Below are 20,197 nucleotides of genomic sequence, written 5' to 3' on the forward strand. Positions count from 1 at the left end.
ACGGCAATGACGTCGCTTCTTAATTAAAATAATTATAATGTAGTGTTAATTATGATAACTGAAAGCAAATATGTCAATATGCCAGACTTCCTCACCCCAAAACTATTTTGTGAACAATTTAATTTTGATAAATATTATCGTAATAATCTTAGTCCATTAAGAATCACTAATATCGTACTGCCTTCATGACCTATTACGCCAAAAGGAAGTGCGATCCCTTGCACAAAGTTGCTGATCATAAGCACTGCAATCACAGACACAGCAAAAATCATATTTTGCTTCACAATACGCTGTGAACGACGCGCCAATGATATCGTTGAAGCGATCTCTTCTATATTATCATTCATAAGCACTACATCGGCTATTTCGAGTGCAGCGCCGCTCCCTTTCATGCCCATACCCATGCCTACGGTTGCTGTCGCCAAAGCAGGTGCGTCATTCACACCATCCCCTACCATAACAACGTGACCATACTTTTCACGCAGTGCCTTGATATGCTTCACTTTATCCTCCGGTAAAAGGTCAGCAAACACTAGATCTACCCCTGTTGTAGCTGCAATGACCTGAGCCGTAGCGTCACGGTCACCCGTAAGCATTGCCACTTTAATCCCAAGCTCCTGTAGCTTCCGCACTGCGGCTTCTGCTTGTGGACGAACCGTATCCTGCAAAGCAATCATTCCGGCAATTTGCTCGCCGTCCAGAATGATGGAGACGGTCTTCCCTTCTTCAGCCAACTGCTGCCGCTTAAGTTTCCAATGCTCCAGTTCAGGATTCATAGCAGACTGAGCCAGCTCATCGAGCAAATTAGACTTCCCGATTCTCCAGAGATGTCCATCGATTTGACCTTCAATCCCCCAGCCTGTGATGGTTTTACTGTCTTCCACTCCCCGTAGCTCCAGGCCTTCCTCTTCCGCTTTACGCACAATCGCTTCCGCCAGTGGATGACGGGACATATTCTCAATGGATGCACTAACCGTTAGCAACTCTTGACGACTGTAGCCTTCTCCTGCAATAAAATCAGTTACTTGTGGAGTTCCTTCTGTAAGCGTCCCTGTCTTATCGAACGCCACAACCGTTGTGCGTGCCATATTTTCCAGATGGACCCCGCCTTTAAAAAGAACCCCTTTTCGCGCACTTTTGGAGATCGCTGACAGCATCGCTGGCATAATGGATGAAACCAAAGCGCAAGGTGAAGCTACTACTAGAAACACCATCGCTTTATAGAAGGTTGCGCTCCAGCTCCAGTCCAGCAAAAATGGTGGAAGGAGAATCAGTGCCACGGTCGAGGCTACGACAACCCTTGCATAGATGGCTTCGAGTCTTTTTATAAAACGCTGCGAATTGGGAACTTCCGTTTCTGCCTCTTCTACCATTTTGATGATTTTGGCAAAAAGGGTGTTCTCAGCTGCTTTCGTTACTTCAATATAAAGGGGACCTTCTCCATTCACGGTGCCTGCAAAAACTTCGCTACCGACATATTTTTCAACGGGTACGGATTCTCCCGTAATGGAAGCCTGATCTACTGCCGACTCCCCCCGATATACCTTACCGTCTGCCGGAATCAAATCTCCCGGGCGTACAAGCAGCAGATCTCCGATCACCAGCTGGTCGATATGGACCTCATTCATACTTCCTTGTTCAATACGCATAGCCGTTGCCGGCTTGAGTGCCATCAGCGAGGAAATATCCTTTTTGCTGCGTTCCATCGTATAACTCTCTAAGGCTCCACTGAGTGCAAAAATGAAAATAAGCATGGCGCCTTCATTCCAGTACCCAATGGAAGCTGCACCTAGTGCGGCTGCAATCATTAATAGGTTCACATCGAGATCCCGTTCTTTGACGAGCGTTTCTACGCCTTCTTTTGCTTTATTCCAGCCACCAATCGTATAAGAAATGACATAGAGTGCTATGGAAAGAATTTCTGACCATCCACCAACAGACCATGCTAAAAGCATAAGCAGTCCGCTGCCCAGAGCAGCCTGCATTTCGGAATTGCTAAGCATGGCACGCGGATCGAACCGACGCTTTGGAGCGCCTGGCTTCTTCATACTGCCGGAAATAGATGATTGCTGAGGTAAATGTTTTGATGTTGCTTGCATAATAATCGCCGTCCTTTAAAGTTTTGTGGAGCGTTCCTTCTGTGACTCTTCTTCGCAACAAAACTTGCTTCGTAAGCATACGCTTTGTTTTGTGGAGCCTAACTTCAGCCAAGTGAGAATGAGAGCCATTATTAAGACCCCTAAAATGACACATGCTGCCCCGGCTTAGCCGGGACAGCATGATTGATAACTATAGGTAGTGAGAATGATAATCATTGTTGCAATAGTACAACTATATTTCCTTAGTGCAACTTATATTTTAATCATACCACCAGGAATGAAAAAGTAAAGCCTATCTGTTCAGCTAACCGCCCTAAATTTCAGAGTATATGTTAGCTGCTCGCTTAATGGCGGATTTTATCTAACAGTTCTGTTAGGACATGTTCCTCGACTGGAGTCGAATAAGATCCATCCTCAAAACGTTTCATCGAACCGATCCCCTCTTGGAATACAAACCGTATGCGCCCTTTGCGTACTTTTTTATCTGTATACATTTTATCGATTAGCATTCGGTTTGTAATGGTTGCTGGAATTTCAGTCGGCAGACCCGCCTTCTGTAGTAATGCAATCACCCGCTGAGTTTGGTTCGGAGTTACATATCCCAAGCGCTCTGCTAACTGCACCTGAATAGCAAGACCTATCGCAATAGCCTCACCATGTAACAATTCATAACCGCTTAAAGCCTCCAGCGCTCGACCCGCAGTATGCCCTAGATTAAGAATTTGCCGCAGATTGCTCTCCAATTCGTCCTTCTCTACCACACCGTACTTGATCTCACAATTATAAAGTGCAACCCGTTCGCAGACCTCTCGGTTTAATATAAGCTCTCCCTCTAAAGAAACAACTTGTTCCAAATTCTGCTCCAAATACTCAAAAAAACCTGCATCCGCCATGCAGGCATGTTTGATCGTTTCAGCTAGCCGCTACGCAACTCACGAACCGGAAGTGTTCTCCATGTCGCTAAGTCGATGTACACCTTTCTGGGTTGATGAAATACACCGATTAGATTGGTAGCGACCGGTGTATTTACGCCTGTTTTTCCGCCAATGGATGCATCTGCTGCTGCTAATAAGGTGGTCGCATAGTTCAAACTCGGCACTCCCCGGCCAAATGTCCCTGCCAGAAAACCTGCCAAATCTGTTACCGCCCCGCCTCCAATCGCAATAATACAGCAATCTCGTCCATAAGAACGGCTTAATAGCTGATCCTCCAGCAACGCCTTCGTTTCACGGGTTTTGGATTTCTCTCCGGCGGGGAAAGAAAAAAGCTCCGCATGAAAATCATTCTGAATCAGCTGTTCCAGCAAGGCTTGTCCATAAAGTGCTTCAACTTTGGAATCCGTAATTATCGCAAATTTGCTTACATTTTCTACGATACCTCGTTTTAAGTCCTCTATTAGTGCGCTAAATAAAGTTTCTCCGATCTCAATGTCGTAGGAGTGGTCAACAACCTTCTTCAGGGCAACTCTAAAATTTGCGGACATGTGCAGCGCCTCTTTTCAGTAGGATGCTAATAGATTCGATCCGCTAATATAATTATCCTTTTTATGTAAAATGAGAGTGCTGAAAGAAATTGTGCGCTCACCACTCCACGTGCTCCAGACGGGAGGCAGCAACAAGAATGATATACTGGTCACAGGACGACGACCTTACTTGATCTACAGATAAATACATTTGAGAGATAAAATCTAGGTAGACGTAATAGCTACATTGTTGATAAAGCAGGAAGGGTGTGAGCTAGCCGATACGGACACAACTTCTATTGAATAATGTCTCTGGAGTCCGAAACTGTGCTCCAAAAGCATAAATCATACAAATAGGGTCCTCCGAGTCCGTGTGCCCAAAGCGATGATGAATATTCTTTTGAAGCAAGCAGTCAAAACGCACAAAATGAAGAGCAGTGATCCTCCGATAACGGGAGAATCACTGCTCTGTCGTCCCATTTAGAATCGCAAGTGGCATATGGAACAGCCACTTCGTTGCTGTGTTACTGCCTTCCACCGGCGGCAGTATCCAATGTTTCCTGCTGCCTGGCGATCCAGATCAGACAGGCTGCTCTAAGCAGCGCTTCGGTCCGCTGACCGGCGCTGCAAAAGATCCCGCTGAGGCCGATCTGATACAGATCGGCCAAAGCCGACGCCGCCGGAGTCCCCGCGGCGAGCACTACCGCCGCCGGCTTCACGCTCCGCACGGCGGCAAGTATCTCCCCCGCCGCCAGGGCGAAGCCCTCTGCGGCGGCCCCTTCCGGCGCGAGCTCGCTCGCCGCGCCGTCGAGCACTAGGAAATCGGCGATGCGCGCGATTTCCGCGGCGGCGGCGGGCTCCACATCAGGCGCGATCAGCGCCCCGATGCGGCACGTCGCCGCATAAGCGTGGCCGAGTGTCTGATCGGCCACGAACTCGATGAATTCGCGCTTTGCTGCGAATTCGGCTCCGCTTGCGGTGTAGGCGACCAGCAGGTCAAGGCGGCAATCGCCGCCTTGACGCTGGCTCTCCGCCACCGCAGTAAAAAGCGCTTCGAGCTGCGCGTCCTGAAGCGCGGCGAGCTTTGCGGGCTGCGCCGCAAGCTCCTCTGGATGCAGCAGGGTGACTGCTGCCCATTCACCATCCGGTGATTCCAGCAGAGCTGTGGTGGCTGCTTGCAATCGGTAATAGATCCGCTGCAGCATTCGATTAGCCTGCAGCTCATCCTCACTGGATAACCAATGCTCATAAAGACAAAACAGTTCAGGTTCAAGCAGCCATTCCTCACTTCGTATCAGACAAGGACCGGCTTGAACGGACCTTGCGCCTTCCCGTGTAATCGGACGCTCTTCTCGTTCTTCACGTCCTTCACGCAATACTAAGAAGGCCGACTGTTCTCCAGGTCGTTTAAAATAAGAACGGTTCAAAGGTTCTACAACATCCTTCTGCTCTACCCCGGTAATAAATTCTGCGGCAGCGGAGGCTACGGATCCGGCTTGGCTCATTTCCATCCCTACAGCCCGATCACCGGCCTTATACATGAACTTGAACGGGCGCTCTTCACTACTCCGAAAACCATCCTGCTGACGTTCACCCTTCATCTTCGCACCCACCCTTTATCTTTGGATTGCTGCCGGTACGCCAAGTTAATAAACATCATGCCACCGACATCTTATTACCACACTTATAAATACGGGAACCTCCCATGAAATATGCAAGCGTTGCCAAATGATGTGAATAATTTAGCCTTATTAAATCACAAAAAAAAGGCATCGCCGCATAGCAGCAAATGCCTTCCTTGAATTTCATTGTTCTATTGTTGACTGGCGGCGATTGCCTGCTCCAGATCATAAATAATATCATCAATAGATTCCGTACCAATCGATAAGCGGAGTAATTCCGGAGTTACTCCCGCTGTGGTTTGCTCTTCATCCGACAGCTGTGCATGTGTTGTGCTTGCAGGATGGATAATCAATGACTTGGAGTCACCGACATTCGCCAAATGCGAGAACAGCTTCACATTTTCAATCAGCTTGCGTCCCGCAGCACTTCCACCTTTAATACCGAAGGTAAGGATCGCTCCTTGACCTTTAGGTAAATACTTTTGCGCTAATTCATGAGATGGATGAGTAGGAAGTCCAGAATAACTTACCCATTCTACATCTGCGTGTGCCTCCAAATATTGCGCAACCTTCAGCGCATTCTGGCTGTGACGTTCCATCCGCAAATGGAGTGTTTCGAGCCCTTGCAGCAGCATCCAAGAGTTAAATGGTGAAATAGAAGCCCCTAGATCACGAAGCAGTTGAACACGGGCTTTAATAATGTAAGCAATCGGACCCACAGCTTCCGTGTAAACAACACCATGATAACTTGGATCAGGCTCTGTAAGTCCTGGGAACTTACCGCTTGCCTTCCAATCGAACTTACCACCGTCCACAATAATTCCACCGATAGATGTACCATGCCCGCCGATGAATTTAGTTGCCGAATGAACAACGATGTCAGCTCCATGCTCAATCGGACGCAGTAAATATGGACTTGGGAACGTATTATCCACAATAAGAGGAATTCCATGTTCATGCGCAATTGCTGCAACGGCTTCAATATCTAGTACATTCCCCTGTGGGTTACCAATGGTTTCTGCATACAAAGCTTTGGTTTTATCATTAATCGCAGCACGGAAGTTCTCAGGATTATCCGAATCCACAAAATGCACCTTAATGCCAAGCTTAGGCAGCGTTGTAGAAAAAAGATTATAAGTTCCACCGTATAGGCTTGCCGCAGATACAATTTCATCCCCAGCGCCCGCAATATTTAGAATGGAGAAAGAAATAGCCGCTGCCCCGGAAGCTGTAGCAAGTGCACCTGCTCCACCTTCTAGTGCTGCCAAACGCTGTTCAAATACATCTGTAGTCGGATTCATCAGCCGAGTGTAAATATTACCGAATTCTTTGAGCGCAAACAGATCCGCTGCATGATCAGCATCACGGAATCCATAAGACGTGGTCTGATAAAGCGGTACAGCACGTGCGAAAGTAGTTGGATCAATTTCCTGGCCTGCATGAACAGTCAAAGTTTCAAATGACAGCTTACGGTCTTCTGACATAGGTATTTCCTCCCTTTATAAATTAAGAATAGAAATCTTTAACAAATAATAATTGTACTCATTCTCTCATAAACGACATCATTTGAAAAGAAAAAAATCTTATTATTCCGGTGTGAATTATCATAATTTTATTTTGCAAATGAAAGCCTGTTCGATAAAAACCAGATAACGCTTTCAATAACAGTTTTTAAGCTAAAAAATAGATATACCCTATGTATCTAGTAGAGAGCTTCTACGCATAAAAAAACAGAATAGCGGCGGACAAAGCTTGTCCACCTTATCTCACCGCTACTGGTTTACTTATCTTCTATTAGTAACTGCTTTGATTAGTAACTGCTTTGGCTTGTTTCTCCCTTAGCAATCGCTACACCGCCGCTAGTACCAATACGACTTGCGCCTGCTTGTACCATTACATGAGCGTCTTCCGCACTACGAACACCGCCGGAAGCTTTCACACCCACATTAGGTCCAACTGTTGCACGCATCAGAGCGATATCTTCCTTCGTTGCTCCACCTGTAGAGAATCCTGTGGATGTTTTTACGAAGTCTGCTCCAGCTTCAACAGAAAGCTTGCAAGCACGTACTTTTTCTTCTTCCGTTAATAAACAAGCCTCGATAATGACCTTAGTCAGCGCTTTGCCGCGAGCTGCTTCTACAACTGATGCAATATCATGTTTAACCAGTTCATCGTTACCATCTTTCAGCGCTCCGATATTGATAACCATGTCTACCTCACCTGCACCATTCGCAATAGCATTGGTAGTCTCGAATACTTTAGTCTCTGTTGTCGAAGATCCGAGTGGGAAGCCGATAACTGTACATACTTTAACTTCAGGCGTATCCTTCAATACTTCATGGGCAGTAGCTACCCAGGCAGGGTTTACGCAGACCGAAGCAAATTTATAGGCTTTTGCTTCTTCTGCCAATTTAATGATATCTGCTTTCCGTGTATCTGCTTTAAGCAGTGTATGATCAATGATCCCCGATAGTGTAATTTCGCTCATTTCTGTCATTCCTCCATGATTTGGATAGTAAATTTTTTTCATCTCTGTAATCATACCAATAGAACTCTGCTTTGCAAAGTCGACAGGGCAATCAAGCCCACTCCAATCTCGGTTAACTCATTATAAATATACTTGGAGCAGGTCATTATTAACTTAATTATCTTTTCAAGTTAAATTTATACCTTCTTGTATTTTTTAAAATATAAATAACAATCTCCCTAAACTTTCCCATTTAAAAATACGATAATAGTTATATATAAATGGGTTTTTTAGCCTATTTATTAAAATTTTTCTTCAAACTTACTTAGGAGGAGACTGTTTAAAATGGGAAACTTTAATTTCGCCTCAAACGCTGCAGCCCAGAAACTGAATGTACAAGTGGAAGGTTCTATGTCACCTGAGGATGCCGGACGTTTCATTCAGGAGTACAACCAAATCATAAGTACATTTGACCCGACACAATTTGAGATCATTTTAGATTGCAAGACACTAAACGTATCCTCGCCGGACACTCTTCCTATGCTTGAGCAATGCTACATACTGTATAAAGAATCTGGATTTAAGAAAGTAACCTTCATTATTGCCAAAAGCCCTGTCCTAAAAATGCAGCTGAGCCGAGTAGCCCGGGCAACGAAATTAGAGAATTACGAAATTATTGAAGCATAGGAGGTTTCATTTGGGACATATAACCATCCGCCAAGCTGCTTATTACCATCCGGAGCATGTCGTAACTAATGATTATTATCTGGGGCATTTCCAGAGTATGGGCAAGGACATCAAGCGATTCCTGGAAGTCATGGGTCGTGACCGGAGATACATCGTAAAAGAAAAGGATGAGAATGCCCTAACGATGGGATTCAAAGCCGCCCAAAAAGTGTTAAATGAAGCCAATTTACATGGGGAAGATATGGACATGATTACGTTCGCTTCTCAGACACCGGAATATACCTACCCTACCAATGCACTTCTGCTACACCGTATGCTGCAAGGCAAACACCGGACCATTACCCAAGATTCCAATGCCAACTGCGCAGGAATGGTATCCGCCGTCGAGCAGACAAGTCGTTATATGCAAGCTAATCCTAGCATTCGGTACGCGCTCGTCGTGGGCAGTGACTATAGCTCGGTAAACTGCAATACAGATGATGAAATCACTTACCCTAACTTCGGAGATGCCGCAGCAGCTGTCATTCTGGAACGGAGCGAGCAAACTGGCTTCATTGACTCCCTTTATTACACTGATTCTGAGGGCTCTGAGAACATTATGTTCCCTGCTTGTGGTCTTTCGAATATTTATCATGAAGACATTACACCGGAGCAAATTCGGATACGCTGGACCCCCTTTGACGGTACAGTATGTGTAGATGCGGCCGTTGCAGACATGAAGGAGCTTCTCTCAAGAAACGGCCTGACTACAGATGATATATCTGCCTTCTGCCTTTCACAATTCTCTCTCAAAAATATCGAACTCATCCAAGAGGGTCTTGGACTTACTGATGAGAAATTCATCTATGTAGGTGACGAGTTCGGGTATACAGCAACAAGCAGTCCTTTTATCGCCTTTCAACGCGGAGTCGAAGACGGACGAATCAAACGTGGCGATTATGTCTTCTTTTGGTCAGTTGGCGCTGGCTGGCAAATTCCTACAATGCTTTATCAATATTAATAGTATAAAAAGCCCTACTTCTATAGAAGTAGGGCTTTCCCATCAGAGGAGCAGATGTTGAAGCAGACAGCCACGAACTCAAACAGAACAGCAATTGGAAAAATAAATCAGAAATCCAACAATGAATTATTTCGTCAGGGATTGAATATCCACAAATGGAGTCGCTCCCCCTGTTACTGACGGCAGCACGCCGTTCCATTTTTCTAACGCTTTCTCTTGGACCTCAATTTGCTTCAGCTGCACCAGCTCAGGTGTAACCTCCTGCTTCTTAAGTCTTAGAGATTCAGCCTCTGCTTGCGCCTGGGCGATTTTTTGCTTCGCTTCGATTTCAATCCTACGAAGATCATTCTCCGCTTTTAGCGCCTGCTGCTGAGCAACCTGCTTCGCTTCAATGGACTGATTGAACGCCTCCGAGAATTTAAAGTTAACGATGTTAATATCGTTGACGATCAGGTCATATTTTGCCAGCCTAGCAGTTAAATGCTCACTGATCTCACTAGACACTACATCACGGCGCGTAATCAAATCTTCTGCTGGATATTTTGCCGTCACTTCCTTGACGATTTCCTGAATGGCCGGATTGATAATTACATTGTCAAAATTACCTCCGATATTGTTCATCAGATTAAAGGCGGAAGCCTTGTTTACGGAATAATTCACTGCTACATGTGTGGATACGGGCTGAAGATCTTTTGAAGAAGCTGAAGTATCGGTCTCCGCCTTCGTTACCTGCGTATTGACCTGAATTACCGTCTGAATAAATGGAATTTTAAAATGAATGCCGGGTGACAACGTGTTGTCATTTAATTTACCAAAGGTTTTGTACAAACCTACATGCCCATATTCCACAGATACAAAAGAGTTTGCGCCAATCAACAATACAATGAGCACTGCTGCAACACCGCTAACTATTTTTCCCGGACGCAGCTGTTTCAATTTCGGATTCATTTGCATATTCATCCAATACCCCTCCTAGATTATGGATAATCATTTAAGCTTAATCGTCTATACGGAGGTTTGAGGGAATTGGTCGCAGGAAATATTTCAGCAGCACTGGTCATGACGTTATTGCTCTTGGATCAGTCCTTCTAAGGTCAACCGGAATCTTTTGCTCTGCTTGTCCCCGATATTTAAAGCTTCATATATTCCTTCATCCGTTAGCACCACGGAGTCTGCCTTTAAAGCATCATTAACGAAAGTTACCTCAGCGTGATCAACATTCCAGCGGTAAATGTAGGCACTCATCGGATTTCCATGTGCAGCTACACCCTCAATAGATCCATCCCCATCAACATCCAGCTCTTTGGAATGTCCGGTATCTATCTGCAGCAATCCCGAGGGGTTACCACTCTCGTCGATTAAATAATAGTTAGTGAGCGAATTATTTGCTCCTAGTCCACCGGTGATTTTCAGCACCTTTTCGCTAAAAATCCGCACCACTTCTACCTTGATATTCTCCGGCTGACGATAATTATAAGTCCCTATCGCCCCTAGACTGTATTGTCCTTGGGATGAAGAAACTCTGGCATATACATAGTCTTCGTCACTAGCCATCGTATACACACTCACTTTGACTCCTCCGAAATCATCAAGCTTCTTCTCTGTAATCAAAGTAGCGCCTGTAGGTGGAGCACTTAGTTGAGAGACTACAGGGATTGTATCCACCAGCTTCCACTCCAGCTTAATGAGGTTAGCAGCGGTGTCTGTTGGCCTTGGTCTTGATGTGTGGTAGTCGTTGGCCGATTGAAGGGGGGCTGGATCAGCCTGATGTTGGCAACCCGCCAGCAGATTCATTAGAAGCAAAGCTATCAGCGTAACGGATTTATGTAAAGGAAACATCTCTTGATCACTTCCAATCCTCTTTTTCAAATTAAATCTTTCATTAATCATAGATGAAGTTAGATATTCAAATGTTACTTTTAGGGGGCGGGAGGGTTAATTTATTGTCTTTTGAGGGCATGTGTCGATCAAAAAGCTAAATTGGGCATACAAAAAACCCGCATCAAATGCGGGTTTGAGAGGAAAGAATCAAGAACCGAGCAGTTCACGCGCCAGTAACCGGTAAACCTCTAGCCGTTTTTCCTGCGAATGCGGAATGCTGCATATCATCGCTTCCTGAAATCCATATTGTGCTTGTTCTTCTTGCAGGCGTACGGCGATGTCTTTAACCGCACCGACCAAATGAATCTTACGGCCTTCCTTGATTGCCATCCGGTCAATTTCTGATAACGATATGTTCTGAGCTTCTTCTGGTGTCAGCACCTGCGTAATTCTGCCCTTACTCATCATCAAGCGGAAAATATCCTGCGGTAATGCCTCATACTCAGCTTCTTCCTTCGTTTCTGCTGTGGTCACCATATAGGATACACTGATCTCAGGTTTGTCCATGAAGATAGAAGGCTGATAGTTATTCCGATACTGGTCCAAGATCTCATTACTCATCGCACCGTTAAAAAATTGCGCAAAAGAGTATCCGACTCCCATTTGTGCAGCTTTTCGCGCACTGTTGCCGCTCGAGCCTAACAACCATACTTCTGGGAGCGCCACCTTCGTTGGAGCAGCGAGATTTTTGGCATACAGCTCATCTTCCGGAATCTGATCGCTAAGCAACTGCATAGTAATGCCAAGCTTATCATACATGTTATGCAGCATTAACTCGCGGCCTTCAGACAGAGCGTACATGGCACTTGTATCGCCGCCAGGCGCTCTTCCTACACCGAAATCAATTCTCCCCGGGGAAAAAGCACTTAACGTTTTAAATACTTCCGCCAGCTTAAGTGGAGAATAATGCATCATCATCACACCGCCGGTGCCGATTCGAATACGGTTGGTCTTGGCGGCTAAACGGGCTGCCGTTACTTCAGGAGCCGAGCTAGCAAATGTATTTCCGCCATGGTGCTCAGCCATCCACATTCTGCTATATCCCAACTCTTCTGCTAAAATAGCCAATTCTTCTGCTTTATTCAAAGCACCTTCCGCTGTGTTACCACTAGTCACGGGTGCCTGATCCAATACGCTCAATCTCATGCGAATACATCCCTTCTTTGGTTAGATGACCATTTTATTGCGGATCCATTCCTCTAAGGCTGCAATCTTATCTTTAAAACGTTCACCGCGCATTTCCTCCGACAACGAAGCAATAGTCTCCCGCTTTAATACAGCTTTCCAGGAGGATTCAGCTTCTTCCATCAGATTGGTTAGCAGGCAGCAGCTATCTTCTTTTTCTAAATCCAACATGTCTACCAGAATACCATTGGATGAATACAGCGACTGCTGTCCCTCCACCGCGAGGTAAACGTCATATACACGAATATCCTCAGGTCTCTTCTTTAATTTAAAGCCGCCCTTAATGCCGGGAACAGATGTGATGATGTCTGCGGTAACCAGCTTTCTTAACAGTTTCTGAAAATAGGTCGCCGATGCTCCGAGCTGCTGGCTAATCGCTTCCCCAGACAGAACCGCCTTATCCGGCAGCATGTTGAGTAGAACTAGTGCATATACTGACTGTTCTACCCCTGTTTTCATATGCATGTACAGCACCTCGATTTACGTAGATAGCTTGAATAGAACTGTAGATGATAACATCCGCGTATAAAGCGGATAAACATTATCCACTTTATACTTTATATCAGTTTACACCAAAAGTAAAACCTTACTCTTCTTCTATTACGGTTATCCCTACTATAAAAAAAGATCGCGCATATAGCGCAATCTTTTTTCATAATGATAATCCCACCCGCTGAACCAGCTGCGAGCTCTGGTCATTAAGTCCGGTAATAGTGACTTTTTTGCCACGCTCGGCGTATTTGCTCATCGTCTTCCCTATGGCATGAACTGCGGATTGGTCCCACACATGAGAGTGTGAGAAATCGATAATAATATGATCCGGATCGCTATCGTAGGCGAATTCATGAATGAAGTGGCTTGTCGTGCCGAAGAACAGCTGGCCGGAAACCGCATATGTTTTGGAAGAGGCAGCTTCCTGAACAGTTAGGCGGATCGAAGCTATTTTCCAAGCAAACGTTAGAGCACTTAACAGAACTCCAAACAAAACACCAATAGAAAGGTTGTCCGTAGCCACCACGGTGACCACCGTCACAATCATAACCAGCGCATCACTGAGCGGGACACGGGTTAAAGTTTTGAGCGAGCCCCATTCAAAGGTGCTGATACAGACCATTATCATTACGCCAACCAGTGCGCCCATCGGGATCTGCTTAACGACATCGCCAAGTACAATAATTAGGAACAATAAAAAGATCCCTGACACAAACGTGGACAGACGCGTGCGTCCTCCAGACTTCATGTTAACCATTGACTGTCCGATCATCGCACAGCCTGCCATCCCTCCGAAAAAACCAGTGACTACATTCGCAAGCCCCTGTCCCTTCGCCTCTCTGTTCTTATCACTACCTGTGCCCGTAATATCGTCTATTAAGGTGGCAGTCATCAGTGATTCCAATAGCCCAACTACGGCCAGTGAGAGTGAATATGGCAAAATAATAAGCAGAGTATCTAGCGTGAACGGGATTTGCGGAAGATGAAATAATGGCAAAGTTGCTGTAATATTCCCCATATCGCCTACGGTTCTTACATCCAGATGAAGAGCGATGCTAAGAACAGAAACGATAACAATCGCTACAAGTGCTGAAGGTACGGCTTTGGTAAACCGAGGAACCGTGTAGATAATAAGCAATGTCAGAGCTACCAGGCCGTACATCACCCAGCCCTGTCCCTTAAAATGGGTAAGCTGCGCCATAAAAATCAGTATTGCCAGCGCGTTGACAAACCCCGTCATAACCGGCTGAGGCAAAAACGTGATGAAGCGGCCAAGCTTTAGCATCCCCATCAATATCTGAAACACACCAGCCAGTACAGTTGCTGCGAACAGATACTCTATTCCGTGTTCTAGTACAAGACTTCCGACTAACAGAGCCATAGCCCCTGTAGCCGCCGAAATCATTCCGGGTCTGCCTCCGGCAAGTGCTGTTACAATCGCAATACAGAAAGAGGCGTATAAACCAACCATCGGACTTACTCCCGCCAGGATTGAAAAAGCGATCGCTTCAGGAATCAGTGCAACGGCTACAGTCATCCCCGATAAAATATCGGTTCGAGTGTTAGAAAACCACCCATTATTTAAGGTAAGCTGCTTCAAAATCTAATTTCCTCCTGTGACTATTAAGGTATATAGGCCTTTTTCCAAAAGACCCGGGGCCGGTGCAACGCTAATGTTGCTTATTGTACTCGACCCGCCTTCACCTTCACAAAAAGATTAGTTAGACTTGTAAGCGCTTATTTACCTCATTTTCTAGCCAATCCTTGAAATATCATTCAAATTCTATATTTCTAGATTCGGTACAGTCCGGATGCTTTCACTTCGTTAAAGAAGGTGTTGAACTCATCAATATTCAGCTGCTGTGCGGCATCGGACAGCGCGGTTGCAGGATCAGGATGCACCTCGACCATAATCCCATCGGCTCCGGCTGCGAGCGCGGCTTTTGCGCAAGGGATGAGAATGTCTTTACGTCCTGTAGAGTGAGTAACATCGACCAATACTGGCAAATGGCACTCCTGCTTGAGAATAGGCACTGCTGAGATATCGAGCGTGTTGCGGGTCGCTTTTTCATAGGTACGAATTCCGCGTTCAATCAACATGATTTGTGTGTTACCACGAGACATAATGTATTCCGCAGCATGTATGAATTCATCAAGTGTGGCAGCCAATCCGCGTTTCAGCAGCACTGGCTTATTAACTTCTCCGACTGCCTTGAGCAGCTCGAAATTATGCATGTTCCGTGCACCGATCTGGATGATATCTACATAATCTAAAGACTCTTCAATATGTCTTGGATCTACGATTTCACTAATGGTCAGCAGACCATAGTCATTTGCAGCTTCACGTAATATTCTTAGTCCGTCCATACCTAGACCTTGGAAGTCATAAGGAGAAGTCCGGGGCTTGAAGGCACCGCCACGCATAACACGTACGCCAGCCTTTTGCAGAGCAGCAGCTACGGTGCGGGTCTGTAGTTCGCTCTCCACGGAGCAAGGGCCAGCTACCATCAGTGAAGAAGAGCCGCCAACCGTAACATCTCCCGGCAAAACAATCACTGTATCTTCTTTGTGACCCTTGCGTGCTACTAGTAAGGTTTTTTTATGTTCATCGGATTGTAAGTCCAGAGAAGCTGAAAAAATTTGTTTGAAGAGGCTGCGGATGGTCCCGTCAGTGAAAGGTCCTTTGTTGCTCGCTACGAGCTGATCCAACATTTTCTTTTCACGTTCTGGATCGAACTTAGGCACACCTTGCTTTTCTTTAACTACTCCAATCTCCTGCACAATCTTAGCCCGCTCGGAGATCAGCTCCAGCAATTGCCCATTGATTTCATCCAGACGACCTCTAAGAACATCCAATTCCACGTTACTCATTACCCTTCCACTCCCTCTTCTTTGTTATAATTTGAAACGCAAAAAGGCCCCCCGTCGCAAGGGACGAGGAGCCGTGGTACCACCCTTATTTAGAATTAACCCGAATACTAGCACAAAGGAATAGAATATCGAATTCCTTTGACTAAAGATTAACTCTATCTTAAACCCGGTAACGCGGGGCGCGGGCCTCCCTACTCATACCTGTCACGACCTGTGACAAACTACTTCAGGGGCCAACTCGGAAGTGAACTTCGGCATTAATCGTCTCATAAGGGTGCTCTCAGTCTCCGGCACGCCTTCCCTGTTAAGATCCGCTATAATGCTTACTCTCTTCGTCATAGTCCTTGTTTATGTCAGCGCGTCTTTTGCGCTGGTTTCTGCTATCTTAATCAAAAAATGTTTTCGATGCAAGATAATAATGGAACGCAGAGTAGCTTTAACGCATTAAAACAATATGAGGTAGAATTATTCCTATAACAGCTGCTTTGAAATATGAAATAACCCATATCCATACTATTCTAGTTCTGCTTTAAAGGTTCCACTCCCTTTCTGGGTATGAAGTTGACAGTGATATTTTCATTGTTTACAATTAAATCATTGAAAATTTTTCCTGTTCTTATTCACTGGCAGCTTTAGGGTTTACAATACATAACTGAAGGGATGTAGCAGCATGAGCATTTATCCATATACGGCACGCAGTATTCGTGGAAAAGATATCGAACTAGAACAATACAAAGGTAAAGTACTTTTGATTGTGAATACAGCAAGTAAATGTGGCTTTACCCATCAATATTCCGACCTGCAAAAGCTCTATGAACGATACGAAGATCGTGGCTTCCAAATTCTCGGTTTCCCTTCCAATCAATTTGGGGAGCAGGAACCTGGCAGCAATGAAGAAGTGAATGTCTTTTGCCAAATCAATTACGGCGTTACGTTCCCTCTCTTTGAGAAGGTTGAAGTAAAGGGCGAAAATAAACACCCCCTCTTCACTCACCTTACGGAGCAGGCTGGATTTGAAGGCTTCGACATGAACCATTCTTCAGGAAAGCTGCTTCAAAGCATGCTTGAGAGCAAAGATCCGGAAGCGCTGAACAATGACGAAATCAAATGGAACTTCACTAAATTTCTAATTGATCGCGAAGGCAATGTAATTACAAGATTCGAATCTACTGTGGATCCGCTGGATATTGAGCCAGCGATCGAAGCACTGCTATAGATTTTTCTAGTAGAAGATGTGTAGCTACAATACCGAATTAAAAAAAGCCGCTCAGACTTGTAAGTCTGAGCGGCTTTTTAGTGTAGAACATTCATTTTTTCACGTACGGTACTGCTCGGTAAACACTTCAAAATAAGGGGTAGTATCCCTTTCAGCCATTGAGCCATTAGCGCCCGGTCCCCAGCCGATCTCAGCCCGCCAGCTCCCTAGCAGCCCTGTCTGGATTAGCGCGTCCTCATTTACACCGATCAGCTGATCTGCCTGCGGTGCTACATAAAGTGCATCTACAGGGCAATAAGCTTCACACATAAAGCAAGTCTGGCAATCTTCCTGACGCGCAATAACCGGAATCTTCCCCTGCATTTCGAATACGTTTGTCGGACATACTTTCGTACACAGTTTGCAACCCACACAGCGTTCCAAGCTGATTAGTTCGATCATATCGCCTGCCCCTCCTTTAGTAGATTCAGTTCATGAGCATGAGGCACAGCTTCGGTACCGATGCTTATTTGCTCTATACCGGATACAATCAGCCGGTGGGTTTGACGCGGATCAAGCTCCGGATATTCCGCAAGCTTTTGCAGGCCGCGCGTCTCCTTCCGAGCCAGTGCGGCGGTGTACATCCACCTGCCGACCGCGAGCATAGCCGCGGCTTCACGCGCTTGCACGATGCCCTGTACGGTGGCGGGGACCCGCCCGTTCAAGAAGGGCATCAAGGCATTCAGCCGCTTCAAGGCTGAAGAAATGCCCGGCTCGCTGCGGAAATAATTAATCTGCAGCGGTAAGATTTCACGCTGGATCGCCGCGACTAGCGGCTTCACCTCCAGCGTCTCCGAGGTGTCGGCGCCAGCCGCCAGACCGTAGCGTCCCGCTGCGGTAAGGTTGCGGCTGTTCGCCTGCCCTCGGCAGGACCGCGCATGCTGCGCGGCTCCCTGACCTGCCCAGCTTCCGCTGCATATGGCCCAGGAAGCGTTGTAAGCCCCGCCGCCGGAGATGGCGCCGGTCACTTTCTCGCGAGATGCGGCATCTCCGGCCGCATAAAGTCCGGGCACGGTCGTCCGGCAGTCCGTGCCCGTAAGGCGCAACCCCCCAGTACCGCGCATGGTTCCCTCATAGCGCAGGGTGAGCGGGAATTTCTGCTTAAACGCATCAATCCCCGCCCGCTCCAGCGGCATAAAGAAAATCGGATGCGCTTTTCGCAGAAAATCCTGTTTCTCCGCTGTATCTGCCAGATCGAGCGAAGCATAAACCGAACCTTTGAGCATCATTTCAGGAATGCTGCCAAAAGTCCGATCCCCTTTATGCAGCGGATGACCGTCCGCGTCATAAAGCGTTGCCCACGCCAGCATACGGCCGCGGGTTACGGTTCCATCCGCGAAGCTCGGCGCGTATTGGCGGCTGAATTCCATACCCGACAGCTCGGCTCCCACTTCAACAGACATCAGCAGCCCTTCGCCTGTCAGTACGTTGCAGCCAAGACCTTTGCTGAGAAAAGCGCAGCCACCGGTTGCCATCACTACGGCATTAGCCTTCACTTCCCAAGACTCCCCTGTCAGACGGTTGATTCCACGTGCACCGCCAACCCCATGTTCATCATAAAGAAGCTCTAGCGCTGGCGACTGATCGAGGATCGTGACCCCCGCTTTGCGGACAACTCTTCGCATAATCCGCATGTATTCTGGTCCATGCAGATGTGTACGAAGTGAGTTGCCTGCCTCATCCTTTGGAAAAGGATAACCCCACTGCTCGACTAGAGCCAGATTCTGCTCTACCTGATCCAGCACTCGGTGAATCCAAGCATTCTCCGACAAATATCCACCGGATTTCAGCCTAGATTGAACCGCCTGCTCTCGCAGTTCGGCAATCGGAGGGATAACGAGCAGCGTTGTACCGCCCGGAGCAGTAGCCCCGCTTGTGCCCAAGTAGCCCTTATCGGCCAGGACTACCTTTGCACCTTGCGACGCTGCACTCCATGCCGCCCAAGCACCTGCGGGGCCTCCTCCAAGCACGAGGACATCCACTGTCATTTCCTTCTTAAGCTGCGACATTTGACTTCCTCCCAAAAAAATTAGCTAGCACATGCTATTTTAGACCGCTTCAAATTCAGGTTGTGCTTCCCAGCCATCGTTATTTCAGCTGCCAATCACTAATATTAAAATCCTTTTTCGCAAGCTTTTCTTCGACAAGGAAGTTTTTAGTACCCTCCAGCAGCTTGGTTCCCTCATCAGTAAATGCGGTATCCTTGATATCGCTGATCGGATTTACTTGCTTCGCCAGCTCAGGGGTTGTATCTCCGATTTCGGCGAGGAATTGATAATATTCATCTTCATGTTGCTTCAAGTCAGCCAATGCTTTCTCACGAGCGGCATTCCATACCTTAGGGAAATCAGGGAATTTCGCCAGATAATCCTCAGACACAACGGTTGCGCTAGTGCCAAGCAGGTTCGGATGCTTCGAGGCGTCATCCAAGTGAGTATAGCCTTGGTCAATTAACTTCAGCGCAGGAACACCCAAGTTCGTAGTAGCATCTACATCTCCACGGGCTAAAGCTGCGGTAGCATCCGGAATGAGCATATGCACGAGTTTGTAGTCGGTCACGCCTTCTTCTTGTAGTAATCCGACCACATAGCGGTGCATAAAAGAGCCTTTTTGAATCGCGATAGTTTTACCTTGCAGATCTTTCACCGTCTTAGGCCCATCCTTCTTACCGATTAAATAACCGATAGTGTTGGCTGAGGATTGTGAAATCAGACGCGTCTTGGCGCCAGAAGCATAAGCAATAATAGCAGGTGTATCCCCAAGACTGCCGATATCCAGCCGACCACTAATTAAGGATTCTGTCTGATCGGGACCGTTTGGAAAGCCCGTAAGCTTCACCTCAGTAATGCCATATTTCTTTAACTCTTCCTGAATAATCCCCTTATAAAAGCCCCAGCCCTCCGCGCCACCTGGCACATTCAGCTTATTGGAGCCGATAAAACCAAAATTTAGAACCGCTGGAACATTACTCGCGGTCTCTCCTCCAGATTTCTCTGTATTAGAGCCGCCGGATGCAGATGCTCCATTGCCCCCAGTGTTATTTCCGCAAGCCTGAAGCACCAGCATGATCATCATGATCGTAGTTAAAAGTGCACATCGTATCCTTTTAGATTGTTTCCCTTGAATCTCTCTGTACGCTTGTTTCATTACTTTCTCCCCCTAGTAAATGTTATTTA

16 protein-coding genes and 1 pseudogene are annotated in these 20,197 nt (G+C 46.6%); 3 read left to right on the top strand and 14 right to left on the bottom strand.

The annotated features are described in order from the left end of the window. Positions 1 to 134: 134 nt before the first annotated feature. From ACDZ28_RS03740 to deoC, 5 genes and pseudogenes are all read right to left on the bottom strand, one after another. Positions 135 to 2,099 (bottom strand): heavy metal translocating P-type ATPase, encoded by a 1,965-nt coding sequence (locus ACDZ28_RS03740; RefSeq protein ID WP_375104020.1) that lies wholly within the window; start codon positions 2,097 to 2,099, stop codon positions 135 to 137. A 344-nt stretch (positions 2,100 to 2,443) separates the two neighbouring features. Further along, positions 2,444 to 3,582 (bottom strand): annotated as a pseudogene (gene aroB / locus ACDZ28_RS03745) (3-dehydroquinate synthase). Positions 3,583 to 4,085: 503 nt separating this feature from the next. Further along, entirely contained in the window at positions 4,086 to 5,162 is a 1,077-nt protein-coding gene (locus ACDZ28_RS03750; RefSeq protein WP_042131075.1) for a hypothetical protein, read from the bottom strand. A 212-nt stretch (positions 5,163 to 5,374) separates the two neighbouring features. Continuing rightward, complete coding sequence (locus ACDZ28_RS03755) at positions 5,375 to 6,667, bottom strand: homocysteine synthase (RefSeq protein WP_042131076.1); 1,293 nt, start codon at positions 6,665 to 6,667, stop codon at positions 5,375 to 5,377. A gap of 326 nt (positions 6,668 to 6,993) precedes the next feature. Then, complete coding sequence (deoC, locus tag ACDZ28_RS03760) at positions 6,994 to 7,671, bottom strand: deoxyribose-phosphate aldolase (RefSeq protein ID WP_375104021.1); 678 nt, start codon at positions 7,669 to 7,671, stop codon at positions 6,994 to 6,996. A gap of 324 nt (positions 7,672 to 7,995) precedes the next feature. Here deoC and ACDZ28_RS03765 point away from each other — a divergent pair, with 324 nt between their 5' ends. Both ACDZ28_RS03765 and ACDZ28_RS03770 read left to right on the top strand, forming a co-directional pair. Beyond that, the gene (locus tag ACDZ28_RS03765) at positions 7,996 to 8,337 is read left to right on the top strand and encodes a hypothetical protein (protein WP_042131077.1); all 342 of its coding nucleotides are present in this window, start codon (positions 7,996 to 7,998) and stop codon (positions 8,335 to 8,337) included. Between the two features lie 10 nt (positions 8,338 to 8,347). Then, a complete protein-coding gene (locus ACDZ28_RS03770) occupies positions 8,348 to 9,337 on the top strand; it encodes a ketoacyl-ACP synthase III (protein WP_042131078.1) in 990 nt (329 codons plus the stop codon). A gap of 126 nt (positions 9,338 to 9,463) precedes the next feature. Here the strand turns inward: ACDZ28_RS03770 and ACDZ28_RS03775 are convergent, their stop codons facing one another. From ACDZ28_RS03775 to ACDZ28_RS03800, 6 genes are all read right to left on the bottom strand, one after another. Beyond that, on the bottom strand, positions 9,464 to 10,297 hold the full coding sequence (locus ACDZ28_RS03775; protein ID WP_042131079.1) for a prohibitin family protein: 834 nt from the start codon (positions 10,295 to 10,297) through the stop codon (positions 9,464 to 9,466). Positions 10,298 to 10,402: 105 nt separating this feature from the next. Next, entirely contained in the window at positions 10,403 to 11,206 is an 804-nt protein-coding gene (locus ACDZ28_RS03780; protein ID WP_339288170.1) for a hypothetical protein, read from the bottom strand. A 159-nt stretch (positions 11,207 to 11,365) separates the two neighbouring features. Then, the gene (locus ACDZ28_RS03785) at positions 11,366 to 12,364 is read right to left on the bottom strand and encodes an LLM class flavin-dependent oxidoreductase (protein ID WP_375104023.1); all 999 of its coding nucleotides are present in this window, start codon (positions 12,362 to 12,364) and stop codon (positions 11,366 to 11,368) included. Between the two features lie 21 nt (positions 12,365 to 12,385). After that, entirely contained in the window at positions 12,386 to 12,868 is a 483-nt protein-coding gene (locus tag ACDZ28_RS03790; RefSeq protein WP_042131082.1) for an Rrf2 family transcriptional regulator, read from the bottom strand. Positions 12,869 to 13,055: 187 nt separating this feature from the next. Then, positions 13,056 to 14,498, bottom strand: a complete 1,443-nt coding sequence (locus ACDZ28_RS03795; RefSeq protein WP_042131083.1) for a SulP family inorganic anion transporter — start codon at positions 14,496 to 14,498, stop codon at positions 13,056 to 13,058. A gap of 188 nt (positions 14,499 to 14,686) precedes the next feature. After that, entirely contained in the window at positions 14,687 to 15,766 is a 1,080-nt protein-coding gene (locus ACDZ28_RS03800) for a bifunctional 3-deoxy-7-phosphoheptulonate synthase/chorismate mutase (RefSeq protein ID WP_042131084.1), read from the bottom strand. A 670-nt stretch (positions 15,767 to 16,436) separates the two neighbouring features. Here ACDZ28_RS03800 and ACDZ28_RS03805 point away from each other — a divergent pair. Further along, positions 16,437 to 16,982, top strand: a complete 546-nt coding sequence (locus tag ACDZ28_RS03805; protein ID WP_042131085.1) for a glutathione peroxidase — start codon at positions 16,437 to 16,439, stop codon at positions 16,980 to 16,982. Between the two features lie 99 nt (positions 16,983 to 17,081). Here the strand turns inward: ACDZ28_RS03805 and ACDZ28_RS03810 are convergent, their stop codons facing one another. The 3 genes from ACDZ28_RS03810 to ACDZ28_RS03820 all read right to left on the bottom strand — a co-directional run bounded on the left by ACDZ28_RS03810 (position 17,082) and on the right by ACDZ28_RS03820 (position 20,168). After that, on the bottom strand, positions 17,082 to 17,423 hold the full coding sequence (locus ACDZ28_RS03810; RefSeq protein ID WP_375104024.1) for a 4Fe-4S binding protein: 342 nt from the start codon (positions 17,421 to 17,423) through the stop codon (positions 17,082 to 17,084). Further along, complete coding sequence (locus ACDZ28_RS03815; protein WP_375104025.1) at positions 17,420 to 19,030, bottom strand: FAD-binding protein; 1,611 nt, start codon at positions 19,028 to 19,030, stop codon at positions 17,420 to 17,422. Before ACDZ28_RS03815 ends, ACDZ28_RS03810 begins: the two co-directional genes overlap by 4 nt. A 79-nt stretch (positions 19,031 to 19,109) precedes the next feature. Next, the gene (locus tag ACDZ28_RS03820) at positions 19,110 to 20,168 is read right to left on the bottom strand and encodes an ABC transporter substrate-binding protein (RefSeq protein ID WP_375104026.1); all 1,059 of its coding nucleotides are present in this window, start codon (positions 20,166 to 20,168) and stop codon (positions 19,110 to 19,112) included. Positions 20,169 to 20,197: the final 29 nt, after the last annotated feature.

Source organism: Paenibacillus sp. RS8 (assembly GCF_041956825.1).
In the GTDB taxonomy this organism is placed as follows: domain Bacteria; phylum Bacillota; class Bacilli; order Paenibacillales; family Paenibacillaceae; genus Paenibacillus_AQ.

Excerpts from the sequence above, each read along its gene's own strand:
- ACDZ28_RS03740 (WP_375104020.1), bottom strand. The coding sequence starts at position 2,099 with ATGCAAGCAACATCAAAACATTTACCTCAGCAATCATCTATTTCCGGC.
- ACDZ28_RS03750 (WP_042131075.1), bottom strand. The coding sequence starts at position 5,162 with ATGAAGGGTGAACGTCAGCAGGATGGTTTTCGGAGTAGTGAAGAGCGC.
- ACDZ28_RS03755 (WP_042131076.1), bottom strand. The coding sequence starts at position 6,667 with ATGTCAGAAGACCGTAAGCTGTCATTTGAAACTTTGACTGTTCATGCA.
- deoC (WP_375104021.1), bottom strand. The coding sequence starts at position 7,671 with ATGAGCGAAATTACACTATCGGGGATCATTGATCATACACTGCTTAAA.
- ACDZ28_RS03765 (WP_042131077.1), top strand. The coding sequence starts at position 7,996 with ATGGGAAACTTTAATTTCGCCTCAAACGCTGCAGCCCAGAAACTGAAT.
- ACDZ28_RS03775 (WP_042131079.1), bottom strand. The coding sequence starts at position 10,297 with ATGAATATGCAAATGAATCCGAAATTGAAACAGCTGCGTCCGGGAAAA.
- ACDZ28_RS03785 (WP_375104023.1), bottom strand. The coding sequence starts at position 12,364 with ATGAGATTGAGCGTATTGGATCAGGCACCCGTGACTAGTGGTAACACA.
- ACDZ28_RS03790 (WP_042131082.1), bottom strand. The coding sequence starts at position 12,868 with ATGCATATGAAAACAGGGGTAGAACAGTCAGTATATGCACTAGTTCTA.
- ACDZ28_RS03800 (WP_042131084.1), bottom strand. The coding sequence starts at position 15,766 with ATGAGTAACGTGGAATTGGATGTTCTTAGAGGTCGTCTGGATGAAATC.
- ACDZ28_RS03805 (WP_042131085.1), top strand. The coding sequence starts at position 16,437 with ATGAGCATTTATCCATATACGGCACGCAGTATTCGTGGAAAAGATATC.
- ACDZ28_RS03810 (WP_375104024.1), bottom strand. The coding sequence starts at position 17,423 with ATGATCGAACTAATCAGCTTGGAACGCTGTGTGGGTTGCAAACTGTGT.
- ACDZ28_RS03815 (WP_375104025.1), bottom strand. The coding sequence starts at position 19,030 with ATGTCGCAGCTTAAGAAGGAAATGACAGTGGATGTCCTCGTGCTTGGA.
- ACDZ28_RS03820 (WP_375104026.1), bottom strand. The coding sequence starts at position 20,168 with ATGAAACAAGCGTACAGAGAGATTCAAGGGAAACAATCTAAAAGGATA.